This window comes from Pseudonocardia sp. CA-142604, assembly GCF_050948475.1.
Classification (GTDB): domain Bacteria; phylum Actinomycetota; class Actinomycetes; order Mycobacteriales; family Pseudonocardiaceae; genus Pseudonocardia; species Pseudonocardia alaniniphila.
The window spans coordinates 1,613,642-1,628,328 of sequence record NZ_CP192045.1; the positions used below are offsets into that span (position 1 = coordinate 1,613,642).

15 protein-coding genes are annotated in these 14,687 nt (G+C 72.5%); 12 read left to right on the forward strand and 3 right to left on the reverse strand.

The genetic code is table 11. The annotated features are described in order from the left end of the window. The first annotated feature begins 126 nt into the window (after positions 1–126). Positions 127–1,800: a sensor histidine kinase gene (locus ACQPZQ_RS07425; RefSeq protein ID WP_433293366.1), complete on the forward strand. Its 1,674-nt coding sequence runs from the start codon at positions 127–129 to the stop codon at positions 1,798–1,800. Beyond that, positions 1,797–2,519, forward strand: coding sequence for a response regulator (locus tag ACQPZQ_RS07430; protein ID WP_433293368.1), 723 nt, complete (start codon positions 1,797–1,799; stop codon positions 2,517–2,519). Before ACQPZQ_RS07425 ends, ACQPZQ_RS07430 begins: the two co-directional genes overlap by 4 nt. A 24-nt stretch (positions 2,520–2,543) precedes the next feature. Here the strand turns inward: ACQPZQ_RS07430 and ACQPZQ_RS07435 are convergent, their stop codons facing one another. Next, positions 2,544–4,121, reverse strand: coding sequence for an LCP family protein (locus ACQPZQ_RS07435; protein WP_433293370.1), 1,578 nt, complete (start codon positions 4,119–4,121; stop codon positions 2,544–2,546). Here ACQPZQ_RS07435 and ACQPZQ_RS07440 point away from each other — a divergent pair. The 4 genes from ACQPZQ_RS07440 (at position 4,093) to ACQPZQ_RS07455 (ending at position 8,058) form a co-directional block, all read left to right on the forward strand. Then, complete coding sequence (locus ACQPZQ_RS07440) at positions 4,093–4,395, forward strand: hypothetical protein (protein WP_433293372.1); 303 nt, start codon at positions 4,093–4,095, stop codon at positions 4,393–4,395. The two genes, ACQPZQ_RS07435 and ACQPZQ_RS07440, sit on opposite strands and share 29 nt — an antisense overlap. 535 nt (positions 4,396–4,930) lie before the next feature. Further along, a complete protein-coding gene (locus tag ACQPZQ_RS07445) occupies positions 4,931–5,785 on the forward strand; it encodes an IspD/TarI family cytidylyltransferase (RefSeq protein WP_433293375.1) in 855 nt (284 codons plus the stop codon). A 99-nt stretch (positions 5,786–5,884) separates the two neighbouring features. Beyond that, the gene (locus ACQPZQ_RS07450) at positions 5,885–6,361 is read left to right on the forward strand and encodes a hypothetical protein (RefSeq protein ID WP_433293378.1); all 477 of its coding nucleotides are present in this window, start codon (positions 5,885–5,887) and stop codon (positions 6,359–6,361) included. Between the two features lie 131 nt (positions 6,362–6,492). Further along, entirely contained in the window at positions 6,493–8,058 is a 1,566-nt protein-coding gene (locus ACQPZQ_RS07455) for an alpha-N-arabinofuranosidase (protein WP_433293380.1), read from the forward strand. Positions 8,059–8,157: 99 nt separating this feature from the next. Here the strand turns inward: ACQPZQ_RS07455 and ACQPZQ_RS07460 are convergent, their stop codons facing one another. After that, positions 8,158–8,919: an IclR family transcriptional regulator gene (locus ACQPZQ_RS07460; protein WP_433293382.1), complete on the reverse strand. Its 762-nt coding sequence runs from the start codon at positions 8,917–8,919 to the stop codon at positions 8,158–8,160. Between the two features lie 59 nt (positions 8,920–8,978). Between ACQPZQ_RS07460 and ACQPZQ_RS07465 the strand changes: the two genes are divergently transcribed. From ACQPZQ_RS07465 to ACQPZQ_RS07490, 6 genes are all read left to right on the forward strand, one after another. Further along, positions 8,979–9,128 carry a hypothetical protein gene (locus ACQPZQ_RS07465; protein ID WP_433293384.1) on the forward strand — a complete coding sequence of 50 codons (150 nt, stop codon included), beginning with the start codon at positions 8,979–8,981 and terminating at the stop codon, positions 9,126–9,128. 81 nt (positions 9,129–9,209) lie between these two features. Beyond that, the gene (locus tag ACQPZQ_RS07470) at positions 9,210–9,680 is read left to right on the forward strand and encodes an SRPBCC family protein (protein WP_241034690.1); all 471 of its coding nucleotides are present in this window, start codon (positions 9,210–9,212) and stop codon (positions 9,678–9,680) included. Between the two features lie 111 nt (positions 9,681–9,791). Beyond that, positions 9,792–10,349: a hypothetical protein gene (locus ACQPZQ_RS07475; protein WP_433293386.1), complete on the forward strand. Its 558-nt coding sequence runs from the start codon at positions 9,792–9,794 to the stop codon at positions 10,347–10,349. Positions 10,350–10,397: 48 nt separating this feature from the next. Beyond that, complete coding sequence (locus tag ACQPZQ_RS07480) at positions 10,398–11,999, forward strand: DNA polymerase ligase N-terminal domain-containing protein (protein ID WP_433293388.1); 1,602 nt, start codon at positions 10,398–10,400, stop codon at positions 11,997–11,999. A gap of 25 nt (positions 12,000–12,024) precedes the next feature. Continuing rightward, positions 12,025–13,050 (forward strand): ADP-ribosylglycohydrolase family protein, encoded by a 1,026-nt coding sequence (locus tag ACQPZQ_RS07485; protein WP_433293390.1) that lies wholly within the window; start codon positions 12,025–12,027, stop codon positions 13,048–13,050. After that, positions 13,019–13,981, forward strand: coding sequence for a PfkB family carbohydrate kinase (locus ACQPZQ_RS07490; protein ID WP_433293392.1), 963 nt, complete (start codon positions 13,019–13,021; stop codon positions 13,979–13,981). The genes ACQPZQ_RS07485 and ACQPZQ_RS07490 overlap by 32 nt, the downstream gene beginning before the upstream one ends. 12 nt (positions 13,982–13,993) lie before the next feature. Here the strand turns inward: ACQPZQ_RS07490 and ACQPZQ_RS07495 are convergent, their stop codons facing one another. Further along, positions 13,994–14,611 (reverse strand): ATP-binding protein, encoded by a 618-nt coding sequence (locus tag ACQPZQ_RS07495; RefSeq protein WP_433293395.1) that lies wholly within the window; start codon positions 14,609–14,611, stop codon positions 13,994–13,996. Positions 14,612–14,687 lie beyond the last annotated feature (76 nt).

Here is a 14,687-nt window from a genome sequence, read left to right on the forward strand (position 1 = left end):
GGGAGCCGACGGCAGCGTCGGACGTTGCGCCGGCACCCGTGTACCGGCAACTATCGCGGCGACTATGCGGGGCGACGTGGTGGCCGTCACCATTTCGTTCATTTCGTACGACGGGCGGTGACGACGGTGGCCAGGCGCCGCAGCCGGTGGAGCCTCGCCGGCCAGTTCTTCGCACTCCAGGCGGCGATCGTGGTGATCGTGCTGACGGGGGTCGCGGCGGCCACGTACGTCCAGTTGAACGAGACCAACCGCGACGCGGCCGCGGAGGAGATGCTCGGTATCGCGCACACCCTCGCCGCCTCGCCGGACGTGCGCGCCGCCCTCGGCGAGCGCGACCCCGTGGCCGTGCTGCAGCCCCTCGCGGAGCAGATCCGGATCGACACCGCCACCGACTTCGTCGTCGTCATGCGGCTGGACGGCATCCGCCTCTCGCACCCGAACCCGGCCCAGATCGGGCAGGTCTTCCAGGGCACGATCGAGCCGGCGAAGCGCGGGGATCAGCAGTTCACGGAGACCTACACCGGCACCCTCGGTCCCTCGGTGCGTGCCGTCGTCCCGGTGCTCGACCATGGGAACGTCGTGGCGCTGGTGTCGGTCGGGCGCACGGTCGTGAAGGTGTCACGGGAGCTGCAGCGCGAGATGCCGCTGGTGCTCGGGGCTGCGGGCGTGGCGCTGCTGCTCGCCGCGGCCGGTTCGTGGCTGGTGAGCAGGTGGCTGCGGCGCAGCACCCATGACCTCGGGCCGGCCGAGCTGGCGCGCATGTACGAGTACTACGACGCGGTGCTGCACGCCGTGCGGGAGGGACTGCTGCTGCTCGACCGTTCCGGGCGGGTGCAGCTGGTCAACGACGAGGCCCAGCGGCTGCTGGCGCTGCCGCCCGACGCGCAGGGCCGTCGCGTCGACGAGATCGGGCTGTCGGCCGAGCTGGGGGCCGCGCTCGCCACCGGTGAGGCGCGCGAGGACGAGATCCATCTGACGGCCGACCGGATCGTGGTGGTGAGCCAGGGAGCTGCGCGGTGGGCGGGGCGGCACCTCGGCACCGTGGTGACGCTGCGCGATCACACAGAGCTGCGGGCCCTGGTCAGCGAGCTGCAGACGATCCGCGGTTTCGCCGACTCGCTCAATGCCCAGGCCCACGAGGCGGCCAACCAGCTGCACACCGTGATCTCGCTGATCGAGCTCGGCCGCCCGGACGACGCGCTGGAGTTCGCGGCGTCCGAGCTCGCCGTGTCCCAGCAGCTCACCGACGCCGTGCTGGTCGGGATCGCCGTGCCCGAGTTGGCGGCTCTCGTCGTCGGGAAGGCGGCAGAGGCGGGGGAGCGGGGCGTCACGCTGCAGGTGGCCGAGGGCACCCGGGTGCCGGCCGGGATCGCCGACCCCCGCGACCTCGTCACGATCGTGGGCAACCTGCTCGACAACGCGATCGACGCCGCCGAGGACGCCCCCGCACCTCGCTGGGTCCGGATCAGTGCCCGCGTCACCGGCGACGCCGTGGAGCTGTGCGTGACCGACAGCGGTCCCGGGATCGCAGCAGACGACGGCGAGCGCGCTTTCGAGCGGGGCTGGAGCACCAAGCCGCACGACGGGCTGGGCCGCGGTCTGGGGCTGGCGCTGGCACGGCAGGCGGCCCAGCGGCATGGCGGGTGGGTGCGGCTCCGTACGTCCGATGGGGACGCCCCCGGCCGGAACGGGGCCGAGCTGGGATCATCCGAAACGGACGGAGCCGATGTGGACCGATCCGGACGGGACCGCGCGCGGGGCGCCGAGTTCGCTGTGCACCTCCCGCTGGTGAGGGCATGATTCGCACCCTGATCGTCGAGGACGACCCCATCGCGGCCGCCGCTCACGCCAGCTACGTCGGCCGCGTGCGCGGTTTCGAGGTGGTGGGGAGCGCGGGATCGGGGGCCGAGGCGCTGCGGCTGCTCGACAGCCGCACGGTGGAACTCGTCCTGCTCGACGTGCACCTGCCCGACACCAGCGGGCTCGAGGTGCTGCGCCGGATGCGGGCCGCGGGGCACACCACCGACGTCATCATGGTGACGCGGGCGCGCGATCTCGCCGTGGTCCAGGCGGCGATCTCCTTCGGCGCCACGCAGTACCTGGTCAAGCCGTTCACGTTCAGCGCGGTGCGCACGAAGCTGGAGGGCTTCCTGGAGTACCGGTCGCGGCTCGGCGCGGGCCCGATGGTCGCGCAGGAGGACGTCGACGGCCTGTTCCACACCCTGCGTGCGCCCGCTCCCGCCGGCGGCCTCCCGAAGGGTGTGAGCCGCGAGTCCCTCGATGCCGTGGCCCGCAGACTGGCTGCGGCCGGGGATGCCGGGCTCACCGCCGCCGAGGTGGCCGAGGGCCTCGGGGCGTCCCGCGTGACGGCCCGGCGCTATCTCGAGTACCTGGCGGAGGCGGGTCTCGCCGAGCGGCACTCCCGGTACGGGAGCACCGGTCGTCCACAGGTGGAGTACCGGTGGCGGGCCGCCGGAGTGCCCGGACGACGAGCGGCGCCCGGTGGTGCGGTGCCCTGACCGGTGGCGCTGCCCGCCCGCCGCTCAGTTGCAGGACGCGGCGAGCGACTGCGGCTGCGAGGCGTCCGAGGATGCAGAGGATTCCGGGGCGGCCTTGGTGGTGGCTGTGCTGCCCGACCTGCTCTTGGTGGTGGTCGGCGCGGTAGTCGGGTCGGCCGCGGGGTTCGGCGCCCCGGTCGCGGCGGGCGGCGGTGGTGGTGGCTTGTTGATCGAGCTCTGCACGACGTCGCGCATGTACTCGAAGTCCGGCCACAGGGTGTTGAACTTGCCGTCGTCCTCATTGGGGTCGGGCAGGTTGGGGTCGAACGACACGCTCTCCAGCGTCAGGTTGCCGTTGCCCGCGAGCGACACCAGTTGGGGCAGGACCTGCTGCGGGAGGTTCGTCGCCACGCTGTTCGTGGTGGCCTTCGCGACGCCCTGGAAGTTCGTCAGCAGGTCGGCGGGGCTCTTCTGCTCCAAGATGTACTGGAGCAGGCAGCGCTGGCGTCCCATCCGCGTGTAGTCGTCGGAACCGGTGCGGGAGCGGGCGAACGCGAGTGCCTGCTCGCCGTTGAGGTTCTGCACGCCCGCCGGGATGTAGTAGTCGGGCGCCACGTGCTGGCCGCTCGGGGTGATGCCGCCGACCGGGAGCCGGTTGGGTCCGACATCGACGGTCAGGCCGCCGAGCGCGTCGATGATCGACGCGAACCCCGCCATGTTGACCTCGACGTAGTAGTCCAACTGCAGCCCGAGCATGTACGAGACGGTCTGGTGCAGCAGGTTCAGCCCGGGGTCGGCGGTGGGCCCCGACGGTGCGAGCGCCGGGTACTCGAGCCCGTAGGCGTACACCGCGTTGAGCAGGTAGTTGCCCGACAGCGGGTCGGATTCGTCGTAGAAACCGTCGGGGAACTTCTCCTCCATCGGCGACCCCGGCGGGAACTGGGCGTGGCCGATGTTGCGGGGGAGCGCGAAGAGCGTGGTGCGGCTGGTTCTGGTGTCGATGCTCGCCACCATCATCGTGTCGGTGCGGGTGCCCTTGCGGTCCGGCCCCGCGTCACTCCCGACCATCAGGATGTTGAGCCGCGGCTTGGCGATGGCCTCGGCCACAGCTGTGCCGCCCCCGCCGGTGAACAGCGAGTCGAGTAGGGAGCGCTGCGAGTTGGCGAGGTTGGCGCCGAACCCGAGCGGCGCTGCGACCACGAGGCAGAGCACGACCACCACCCCGACGCCGAGTGCCTGCTGACCGGCGGCCAGCCGCGACGGCCGGGCCAGCATGTACGTGCGGACGATCACGGCCATCCAGGCCAGCGCGACGACCACACAGCCGATCGCGATGATCGTGAGGACGCGCGTTGACAGCAGGTTCTCGAGGATGGCCGACCGGCGTGCGCTGACCCCGAGTGCCACGAGGAAGACGAGGGCCAGCAGGAACACGCCGAGGATCAGTGCGCCGGTGCGTTGCCGGCGGAGCATCAGGTGGCCCGAGCCCGGGGCCACTGTGGACGCTGCGGTGGCGAGCAGCGCCCGGCCGAGCGTGCGTCGAGGGCGGCCGGTGCCGCTGCGGCGCCGGGCACTCCGCGAAGTGGTGGCGCCCGTGGCGGTCGAGCCGTCAGCGGAGGACACCCGCTTCGGACCCACCCGGGAGGACCCGCTCCTCGTCGACGTGGGCGTTGCCTTCGCCGCTGAGCGCGTGGCGCCGGACCCCTTCGCGGCGGGGATCATCGTGGTGTCGGACTTCGTGGTGGGGGTCGCCCGCCCGATCGTCGTCCCGCCCGAGCGTGCCGAGTGCGTCCGCGGAGCGGAGGTCCTGGTCCCGGGGCTCTTCGGTCTGGGCGGCGCGGTGCTGCCGGGGTGCGGCGTCACCGACGACTTGCGCTCGTGGGCCAGCCGGGGCTGAGGCCGCGTCGGCAGCTCGGAGTCGTTGGTGCGATCGACGCGCCGGGGCGGCATGGGCCGGGGTGGAGCGTCTGCGGACCTGGGCGCACGCCGCGGCGGTGGCTCGGCGTGGCGGGGTGGTGCGGGGCGCTGTTCGCGCTCGCTGCGCCGCGGCCATGGCTGTTGCGGGGGCAGGGGTTGGCCGCCGCCGCGCGGGGAGCGCCGGCTTTCATCGTTCACCGTGCCCACTCCCTGCATCCGAACGAATAGGGAACAACCAGGACTCGGCGGTGAGCCCGCCGGAGCCTACTGCCCGTGACAAGTGGCTCCACGGCGCACCTCGGTGGGAGGAAATTCGCCCAGCTGGTACCCCATTCCGGTGAGACGTTCGGACCCCCGCCGTGGTTCCCGGGCGGGCGGGCCGAAAGCCCGAGCCGCGACCCGGCACCTGCGGCCGACGGAGGCCGTCGGAGCGCGCGTCATTCGGTGCGAGTTGAGAATTATCGCACGTCGTGACCCGCTTGACCCGGTGGCCCCACTGGCGCTCCACTGACCGCGTGCCCGATCAGCGCAGCCGCGCAGCGGCCGAACAGCGGGGCGGTGCGCCCGCCGGCAGGCTCGGCGATACAGCCGCAGGTCAGCAGGGGGATGCGGCCACCGGCGAGCGCAGTGGCGCTGCGGCCGGGCAAGTCGGACGCGCGGCGGCTGTGGTGCTCGCCGGCGGCAGCGGCACGCGCGTCGGCGGCGAGAGCAACAAGGTCTATCTGCCCGTCGCGGGGCGCATCATGATCGGCATCTCGCTGAACATGTTCGCGGTGCTGCCCGAGATCGGCCCGCTCGTTCTCGTCGTGCGGGCCGAGGACCGTGAGCTCGCCGATCGGGTGATCGACCGTGAGGTGGACGCCGCCGTGGAGGTCGTGACCGGGGGTTCGACCCGTCAGGAGTCCGAGCTCGCCGGTCTGCGACAGTTGGCGGACCGCATCCGCGACGGGCGCGTCGACACGGTGCTCATCCACGACGGCGCCCGACCGTTCGCCGGCCGCTCGCTCGTCCGCGAGGTGCTGCGGGTAGCGCGGGAGTGCGGGGGCGCGGTGCCGGGCGTGCCCCGTGACGATCTCGCCGCGGCGGGACCCGGCGGAAGCGGACTCGCCGGTCCGGCGCCGGAGGGTCTCGTGGCCGTGCAGACGCCTCAGGGGTTCTCGGCCGCGCCGCTGCTGGCGGCCTACGAGCAGGCCGCTCGGGAGGGCTTCGCCGGCACCGACACGGCGTCCTGCATGCAGCGGTTCGCCCCGGCTGTGCCGATCCGATGGGTTGCGGGCGAGGCCCGCAACTTCAAGATCACCTATCCCCACGACCTCGTACTTGCACAGGAAGTGGCGGCCTCACTCGTCGGGGACCACGAGAAAGTGTGACGGCGGTCCCTCGAGAGGTTTCGGTTCCCGGAAACGGGTATCGACCCAACGCCGGAAGTGGCGGACCCGATCAGTCGGGTCGAGGTCAGGAGGTGTCGGGTGCCTTTCGATGGGGCGCAGGTGTCGGTGGAGGCCCGGGGGTCGCGGTTGCGTGTGGTCCGGCTGGCGGGGGTGCTCGACCCCGCGACGATCACCAGAGTGTCGAATGTGGCCGGGGCTCAGCTGGGGCTGTGCACCGGGCACGTGGTGATCGACCTGGGCGAAGTGCGATTCTTCGGTACCGACGACTTCACCGCGCTGGTCGCGGTGGAGGACGCGGCTGCCGCCGTAGGACTGCGGCTGCACCTCTGCGGGCTGGCCGGGCGCGAGGCTTTGCTGCCGTCCGGGATCAGCGCTGCGCTTGCCCGGTTCTCGATGTTCGCGACGGTCGAACACGCCGAACGCGAGCTTGCCGGCCGCGTGCCGGCCGTGGCGACCACGGGTAAGTCGCGCGGTCGCTTCGTTCTACCGTGCCCGCCTCTGACCACGGATGTCGGCCGCGTCGCACGGCCCGAGAGGCCGGTCGCCACGGCCTGAGCGAGTGGGCGGGCGTGCGTCCGAGTGTGCGCACGCCCGGGGGTGGCCCCCCGCGTCGAGGGCGTGCCGGGGCGGCATCACGATGGACGGCGACACGGTTCGTCCCGCCCCCGAGGAACGAGGTTCTGCCGATGCCGCTCACCGACGCCGCCGCCGAGGTCGTTCTGGACGAGGCGTTCCGCGTCGGACCGGTACCGCGCCGGCTCTTCGGTTCGTTCGTCGAGCACATGGGGCGGTGTGTCTACGGCGGCATCCACGAACCAGGGCACGAGACGGCCGACGAGGACGGCTTCCGCCGGGACGTCCTGGAGCTGGCCGGCGAGCTGGGTGCGTCCGTCGTCCGCTACCCGGGCGGCAACTTCGTCTCCGGCTACCGCTGGGAGGACGGCGTCGGGCCGCGCGGTGACCGGCCGGTGCGGCTGGACCGGGCGTGGAAGGCCGTGGAGACCAACCAGGTGGGCACCGACGAGTTCCTGCGCTGGGTGCGCAGGCTCGGTGCCGAGCCGATGCTCGCGGTGAACCTCGGGACGCGGGGAATGCAGGAGGCCTGCGAGCTGCTCGAGTACTGCAACCATCCGGGTGGGACGGCCTGGTCGGACCTGCGGATCCGCAACGGCGCCCGCGAGCCGCACGACGTCCGGCTCTGGTGCCTGGGCAACGAGATGGACGGCCCGTGGCAGATGGGGCACAAGACCGCGGCCGAGTACGGGCGGGTCGCGGCCGAGGCGGCGCGGGGGATGCGCAGGCTGGACCCACGGATCGAGCTGGTGGCCTGCGGCAGCTCGCACAGCAGGATGCCGACCTTCGGTGCGTGGGAGGCGGAGGTCCTCGAACACACCTACGACCTCGTCGACTACGTCTCCCTGCACGCCTACTACCAGGAGCACGACGGTGACGCCGCGAGCTTCCTGGCCAGCGCCGTCGACATGGACCACATGATCGACGCCGTCGTCGCCACCGCCGATGCCGTGGGTGCCCGCCGGCGCAGCCGCAAGAAGATCAAGCTGTCGTTCGACGAGTGGAACGTGTGGTACCAGTCCCGGTTCGGCGGCGAGGACTCCCTGGAGTTCGCCGACACCCGGGCCCTGATCGAGGACGACTACAGCGCACTCGACGCCGTCGTCGTCGGCAACCTGCTGCTGGCTCTGTTGCGGCACTCCGATCGGGTGGCCATCGCCTGCCAGGCGCAACTGGTGAACGTGATCGCACCGATCCGCACGGAGCCGGGCGGCCCGGCCTGGCGGCAGAGCATCTTCGACCCGTTCGCGCTGACCGCACGTCACGCACGCGGCGACGTGCTGCAGGCCGCCGTCACCTCGCCGATGCTGCCGACGGGCCGGTACGGGGACGTCGCCCAACTCGATGCCACCGCCACCCTCGCGCCGGCTCCGGACCCCAGCCTCGACCCCGCCGTTCCCGACCCGGCGGGCGCAGCGTTGTCGGTCTTCCTCGTCAACCGCTCGCCGGATGCCCCGTTGCGCACGTCCGTGCGGCTGCCGCGGGGCCGGTGGGTGCCGGTGGGCCACCTCGGTATCGCCGCAGGCGAGCCGCGCGTCAACAGCGCCGCTGATCCCGACGCCGTGCGCGTCCGCTACCAGGAGCTGCCCGAGATGCGGGACGGCGTGGTGCAGGTCGAGCTGCCAGCCGCCTCCTGGTCGCTCCTGCGCTTCGCCGAACCGGCCGATCGCGAGCGGTAGTTCCGGCGTTCGGTGGCGTTGTGCGCGAAATGGTCACCTGAGGCGGAATGAGCGCTCCCGGAAGAGCGACATGTGTCCATGTCGCGGCCCGGCCCGCGGTCAGGAGGGCTGTGCCAGGGATCGGGAGATGGCTCTCGCGCTGGTGCGGAGCAGCGGCACCAGTGAGTGCGGCTGAACGCTTCCGTGCCGGACGACGAGTGACACCGCCGCGACGACGGTGCCGCGGCCGTCCTGCACGGGAACGGCCACCGACAGCGCGTCCATCGTGACCTGCCGGTCGCTCACCGCGAAGCCGGACCTGCGGATGTCGGCGAGCATGTGTCGCAACGTGGCGGGGTCGGTGACGGTGCACGGTGTGAAGCGGTCGATCGGCGCGGCCAGCACCTCTTCCTGCAGCTCGACGGGGGCGTGGGCGAGCAGTACCAGCCCGACGCCGGTGAGGGTGAGCGCGAACCGGGAACCGACGCGGGTGAGCACCGGCACCGCCCCCGTGCCGGCGATCCGCTCGACGAACACGAGCTCGCTGCCCTCGCGCACGGCGAGCTGCACGTTCTCCCGCGTGATCTGGGAGAGGTCCTCGAGGAACGGGAGCGCACGCTCGCGCAGGCCTTGGCCGCGCGGGGCGAGGGCGCCCACCTCCCAGAGGCGCAGCCCGACGCGGTAGTACCCGTCGTCGCCGCGCTCCAGGGCGCCCCACTCCACGAGGCCGGCGAGCAGGCGGTGCACCGTCGAGACCGGGAGGCGGGTGCGGCGTGCCAGCTCGCTGAGCGTCATGGCCGGATGGTCGGCCGAGAACGCGCCGAGGATCCGCAACGCGCGGGCCAGCACCGGACCGGTGCCCGCAGCGCGGGACACCGTCATGGGTGCGCTCCGGTTCTGCCACGGGGAAAGGAGTGATTCAAGAACCGCGACGATACCGGTTGGAGCTGGCGTCGAGTCCTGCCCAGGCACGCGCGGTCGACGCGGCCGTCCCCGGCGCCCAGCACCGCACGATCGAGGGAGAGGACCACGCGGTCCTGCAGCACCCCGAGGTCCTCGCCCCGGTGCTCGCCGGGTTCCTGGCCGGGTGACATGCGGGCGGAGCTCTTGAAGAGTTGGTGATCGCCTACGTAAGCTTTCGCCTACTAATAAGCCGGGCCGAAGGAGGAACTGTGGGCACCATCCATCACGAGGTGTGGATCAACGCGGACCGCAAGGCGGTCTTCGAGGCGATCACCAGCAAGGACGGCCTCGACGCCTGGTGGGGAACGGTGCTGACGGCTGCGCCCGAGATCGGGTCGGTCGTCGAGTTCGACCACGGTCTCGGCGATCTGCTGCGCATGCGGATCGTCGACCTCGTGCCGGGCGAGTGGGTGGAGTGGCGCTGCCTCTCCGACTTCCAGGACCCCACGAACCCGGCATCCGACTGGCTCGGCCACCGCTTCACCTTCGCCCTGCGCACCGTGCGGAGGGACCGGGTCGGCTCGCTGCTCGAGCCGCTCGTCAGGGGTGAGGAGTTCACGGTGCTGGAGTTCCGTCAGGAGGGCTGGTCGAGCGACGCCCGGTGGTACGCGTTCTGCAACTGCGCGTGGGGCGAGACGCTCGGCGTCAGCCTCAAGAACCACTGCGAAGCGGCGGCCTGACCTGGTGCCCGACGCATCGGCGGCGCGACGACAGGGGACGACACGCCGAAACCGGTAACGATGGTTGAAAGCTCACGATCTTCCAGTGCCCAACGCCACACTGGAGATCACATGGCCGTCCCGCCGCCCCTGTCCCGTCCCGACCGCGAGAAGACACGACGGTTCCGTCGCGCCAGGGTCTACTTGATCGCGGCCGCTGCCGCCACCCTGCTCATGGCCACCGGCTGCGGCGGGGCCGCCGCTCCTCCTGCGCAGCCCCTGGCCGCGGCGCAGACCAGCACCGCCACGCCCACCACCACGGCACCACCGACCAGCACGACCCCCACCACCGTTGCGGCGGCGCCCGTCGTCCGGCAGCAGGTGTCGGTTCCGCAGCCTGCGGTCCAGCAACAGCCCCGGCCGCTGGTCCAACCGCAGCCCCAGCCGAAGCCCGAGCCCAAGCCCGAACCGAAGCCGAAGCCCGAACCGAAGCCGGTGGCGAAGCCGCAGCCCGCGCCGGCGAGGAACGACTGCGATCCGAACTACAGCGGGTGCGTTCCGATCGCCAGCGACGTCGACTGCGAAGGAGGCTCCGGCAACGGCCCGGCGTACGCGAGTGGTCCCGTGCGCGTGACCGGCACCGACATCTACGACCTGGACAGCGACAACGACGGCACCGCCTGCGAGTGACCCGCTGGGTGGCGAGTCGCGAACCGGCCGCGGTGGTACCCCCGCCGCATGTCCGACCAGCAGGAGCGGCTTGCGACCTACCGGGCCAAGCGTGACTTCACAGCCACGCCGGAGCCGGCCGGATCGGAGTCCGCGGACGGTTCGCGAAGGTTCGTGGTGCAGCGGCACCGAGCCCGCCGCCTGCACTACGACCTGCGCCTCGAGGTTGCCGGCGTGCTGGTGAGCTGGGCGGTGCCCAGGGGCCCGACGCTCGACCCGAAGGCCCGCCAGATGGCGGTGCACGTCGAGGACCACCCGGTCGACTACGTCGACTTCGAGGGCGTCATCCCGCGCGGCGAGTACGGCGGGGGCGACGTCATCGTGTGGGACCGGGGGACGTGGGAACCATCCGGCACCGACGACCCTCTGCGTGCCGTCGAGGATGGTGAGCTGCACTTCGACCTGCACGGCGAGAAGCTGGCCGGACGGTTCGTGCTGGTCCGCCGGGGCGGGGCCGGTCGATCCGGCAAGGAACAGTGGATCCTCGTCCACAAGAACGACGAGCACGCGCGGCCGGGGTGGGATCCCGAGGAGCACCCGCTGTCGGTGAAGAGCGGCCGCACGAACGACGAGGTGGCGGCCGCCCCCGACACGCTCTGGCGCAGCGACCTGCCCCCGGCCGAGGCCGCCGTCCCACTGGAGCGCCTGGTGCCCCCGTCATGGGACCCGCCCACCGAGGACGAGCTCGCCGCACTCGACGCGCTCGGGCGACAGGGCCGGTGGCAGGTGCAGGGCTTCGAGGTCCGGCTCACCAACCTGGACAAGGCGCTGTTCCCCGGGAGGGACGGAGAGAGCCCGGTCACGAAGCGCGACTTCATCCGCTACCACGCGCTCATCGCGCCGTACATGCTCCCGTACCTCTACGACCGGCCCGTGAACCTGCACCGCTACCCCGAAGGCGTCGAGAATCCGGGGTTCTGGCACAAGGAGGTGCCGACCCACGCGCCGGAGTGGCTGACCCGATGGCGCAACAAGGAGGCGGATCGGGGCGAGACGGAGTGCTACGCCGTGGTCGACAAGCCGGCGTCGCTCGTCTGGATGGCGAACTTCGCGGCGGTGGAGCTGAACCCCTGGACGTCCCGGCTGCCCGACGTACACGAGCCCACCTGGGCGCTGATCGACATCGATCCCGGCGAGCGCACGGACTTCGCGGACGTGGTCGTGCTCGCCCGCCTCTACCGCGCCGCCCTCGAGCATCTCGGGGTCGCGGCCGCCCCGAAGGTCACAGGCAAGCGGGGGATCCAGATCTGGGTGCCCGTCGGGCTCGGCTACACCTTCGCGGACACCAGGGCATGGGTGGAGAAGCTGTCGCGGGCCGTCGGGCGGACGGTGCCCGACCTCGTGAGCTGGGAGTGGCACAAGGACCGGCGGGACGGGCTCGCGCGGCTCGACTACACGCAGAACGCCATCAACAAGACGCTGATCGCGCCGTTCAGCGCGCGACCCGCCCCCGTGGCCCCGGTGTCGGTGCCCGTTCGCTGGGACGAGCTGGACGACCCCGGCCTGCGACCCGACCGCTGGACGATCCGGACCGTGATCGACCGGATGCGGCGTGCGGGCGACCCGTTGGCCCCGTTGATCGGACGGCCCCAGCGGTTGCCGGAGCTCTGACAGCCGGCAGTAGCGTCGGGTGGTCATGAACGGGATCCGGGACCGCGCGATCGGTGCTCTGGCCGGCCTGGCACTCGGTGATGCGCTGGGGATGCCGACGCAGTCGATGTCCCGCGCGCGGATCGCCGAGCGCTACGGGCCGATCACCGGCCTGCGCGACGCCGCCCCGGACCAGCCGATCGCGCCGGGCCTGCCCGCCGGGACGGTCACCGACGACACCGAGCAGGCCTTGCTGCTCGCCCGCCTGCTCATCGACGGCGCGGGCGAGATCGACGCTGTCGCGTTCGCCCGCGCACTCAGCCGGTGGGAGGCCGACATGGTGCGGCGCGGCTCCGCCGATCTGCTCGGCCCGTCGACGAAACGGGCGATCCAGCGTCTCCACGACGGCGAGTCGCCCGACGAGACCGGCCGCGACGGCACAACCAACGGCGCCGCGATGCGGATCACGCCCGTCGGGATCGCGGTGCCGGTCACCGACTCGAATGCCCTGGTGGACGCCGTGGTGGCAGCCAGCAGGGTCACCCACAACACGGGCATTGCGATCGCTGCTGCCGCCGCCGTGGCAGCAGCGGTCTCGGCCGGCGTCGCGGGAGCGAGTCTCGCCGACGCCCTGGACGCAGCCGAGCGGGCCGCGGCCGCAGGCGCGCGGCGGGGCCACTGGAGGGCGGGCGGCGATGTCGGTGCCCGGGTCCGCTGGGTGCGCGGTTGGGTGCGCGGCATGGGCCGGGCGGCGCTCGCCGACGCCGTCGCCGACGTGGTGGGCACCTCGGTCGCGGCGCAGGAGTCGGTGGTCGCGGCGTTCGCGCTGGTGGAGGCTCTGGGAACGGAACCGCTCGACGCGCTCACCCTCGCGGCCGGGCTCGGCGGCGACACCGACACGGTCGGCGCGATCTGCGGCGCGGTGCTGGGTGCGCACCACGGTGTGGCCGGTCTTCCCGGCGACCTGGTCGCCACGGTCTGCCGGGTGAACGGCCTCGACCTGGCGCCAGTGGCCGACCGGCTGCTGGAGCTGCGTCGCCGTGCGGGGGTCGACGGTGGCCGACGGTCCTGATCGGGGCGGCCCCGGTCGACTCCTGCACACGGGCCAGGTCGTGCTGGACCTGGTGATGCGGGTGCCGGGGGTGCCGCCCGTCGGCGGTGACGTGGTCGCTTCCGCCGTGGACCTGCTTCCCGGCGGCGGGTTCAACGTGATGGCCGCCGCGGCCCGCGCGGGCGCACCCGTCGTCTACGCCGGCGGGCACGGCGCAGGCCGGTTCGGCGACATGGTCCGTGCCGCGCTGGCCGCGGAAGGCATCGTCGCCTCGCTGCCGGCGTCGGTCGATGGCGACACCGGCGTCTGCGTCGTGCTCGTCGACGACTCAGGCGAGCGGACGTTCGTCACCGGCAGCGGAATCGAGACGGAGGTCGATCCCGCAGCGCTCGGCGCTGTGCCCGTGACCAGCGCGGATCTCGTCTACGTGAGTGGGTACAGCCTGCTCGTGGAGGCGAAGGGCCGCGCTGTGCTGGACCTGCTCGAGACGGTCGACGGCGCGGGCGTGCTGGTCGACCCCGGGCCGCTCGCGGGCCAGGTCGACGGCCCGGTCTGGGACAGGTTGCTCGCCCGCACCACGATGCTCAGTGCCAGTGCCCCCGAGGCGCGCACCCTCTCGGGTGCCGACGACCTGCGCACCGCCGCGCAGGTGCTCGCGCGCCGGCTCGCCGTGCCAGGAGTGGTCGTCGTGCGCGACGGAGCGGCCGGGTGCCTGCTCACTCGCGACGGCCACACCGAACACATTCCCGGATTTCCCGTCGTGGCCGTCGACACCACGGGAGCCGGCGACGCGCACTGCGGGGTGTTCGCCGCCGAACTGCTGCGTGGTGCGGACCTGCACACCGCCGCGGTGCGCGCCAACGCCGCCGCCGCGCTCGCGGTCACCCGCAGCGGGCCGGCGACCGCCCCCGGCCGTGCGGAGGTCGACGTGCTGCTGGCATCGACGTCGTGACGGTTGCGCTCGTCAGGGTGCGGGGGGAACGGGTGGGCAGCGCCAGGTGATCGCCAACGATCGCGCCTTGCCGCCGGGCGCGGCGACGGTGGACCGCGGACGGCAGGTGGTGCTCCTGGGCCCCGGGGAACTGCGCCCGACTCCCACAACCGGTGTGACCGGGGGACTGAGCATCGTGATCTCGGTGCCGTCCCGGCTGTGCACGCCCGGGAGGATCTCGACGTCCTCCATGCAGCTGTGCACCATCTGGAGGCCGCGCCCGCGATAGCCCGGGTCTGTCGGCGGCGAGCGCCATCGGCCCCGGTCCCGGACGACGATCCGGACCCGCCGCCGGCCCGCCTCGGCAAGGAGGGTCGCGGTCACGGCCACGTCGCCCGTGTATCCGGCCGGGTAGGCGTGGTCGATCACGTTCGCCACGGCCTCGTGCACGGAGAGAATGACGTCATCCACGGCGTCGGCGGGCCAGCCGTGACCTTCCAGCCACTTGCGAAATCGGGCGCGCACGACCGACGGCGTGGTCGGCTCGGCGAGCATGTGCATCGTCAGCGTGTCGACGACGGGGTCGGCCGCCCCCGCCCACCGGACCGTCCGGCCGGAGCGCGCACCGTCGTCTCCTGCGTAAACCGTCACCGCCCAGGTTTTGCCGGTCTCGGCGTCGTTTACACACGCGGGATGTCCAGAACGTCGATCGCTGCGCCGTGCGTGG

Excerpts from the sequence above, each read along its gene's own strand:
- ACQPZQ_RS07430 (WP_433293368.1), top strand. The coding sequence starts at position 1,797 with ATGATTCGCACCCTGATCGTCGAGGACGACCCCATCGCGGCCGCCGCT.
- ACQPZQ_RS07455 (WP_433293380.1), top strand. The coding sequence starts at position 6,493 with ATGCCGCTCACCGACGCCGCCGCCGAGGTCGTTCTGGACGAGGCGTTC.
- ACQPZQ_RS07460 (WP_433293382.1), bottom strand. The coding sequence starts at position 8,919 with ATGACGGTGTCCCGCGCTGCGGGCACCGGTCCGGTGCTGGCCCGCGCG.
- ACQPZQ_RS07475 (WP_433293386.1), top strand. The coding sequence starts at position 9,792 with ATGGCCGTCCCGCCGCCCCTGTCCCGTCCCGACCGCGAGAAGACACGA.
- ACQPZQ_RS07480 (WP_433293388.1), top strand. The coding sequence starts at position 10,398 with ATGTCCGACCAGCAGGAGCGGCTTGCGACCTACCGGGCCAAGCGTGAC.
- ACQPZQ_RS07485 (WP_433293390.1), top strand. The coding sequence starts at position 12,025 with ATGAACGGGATCCGGGACCGCGCGATCGGTGCTCTGGCCGGCCTGGCA.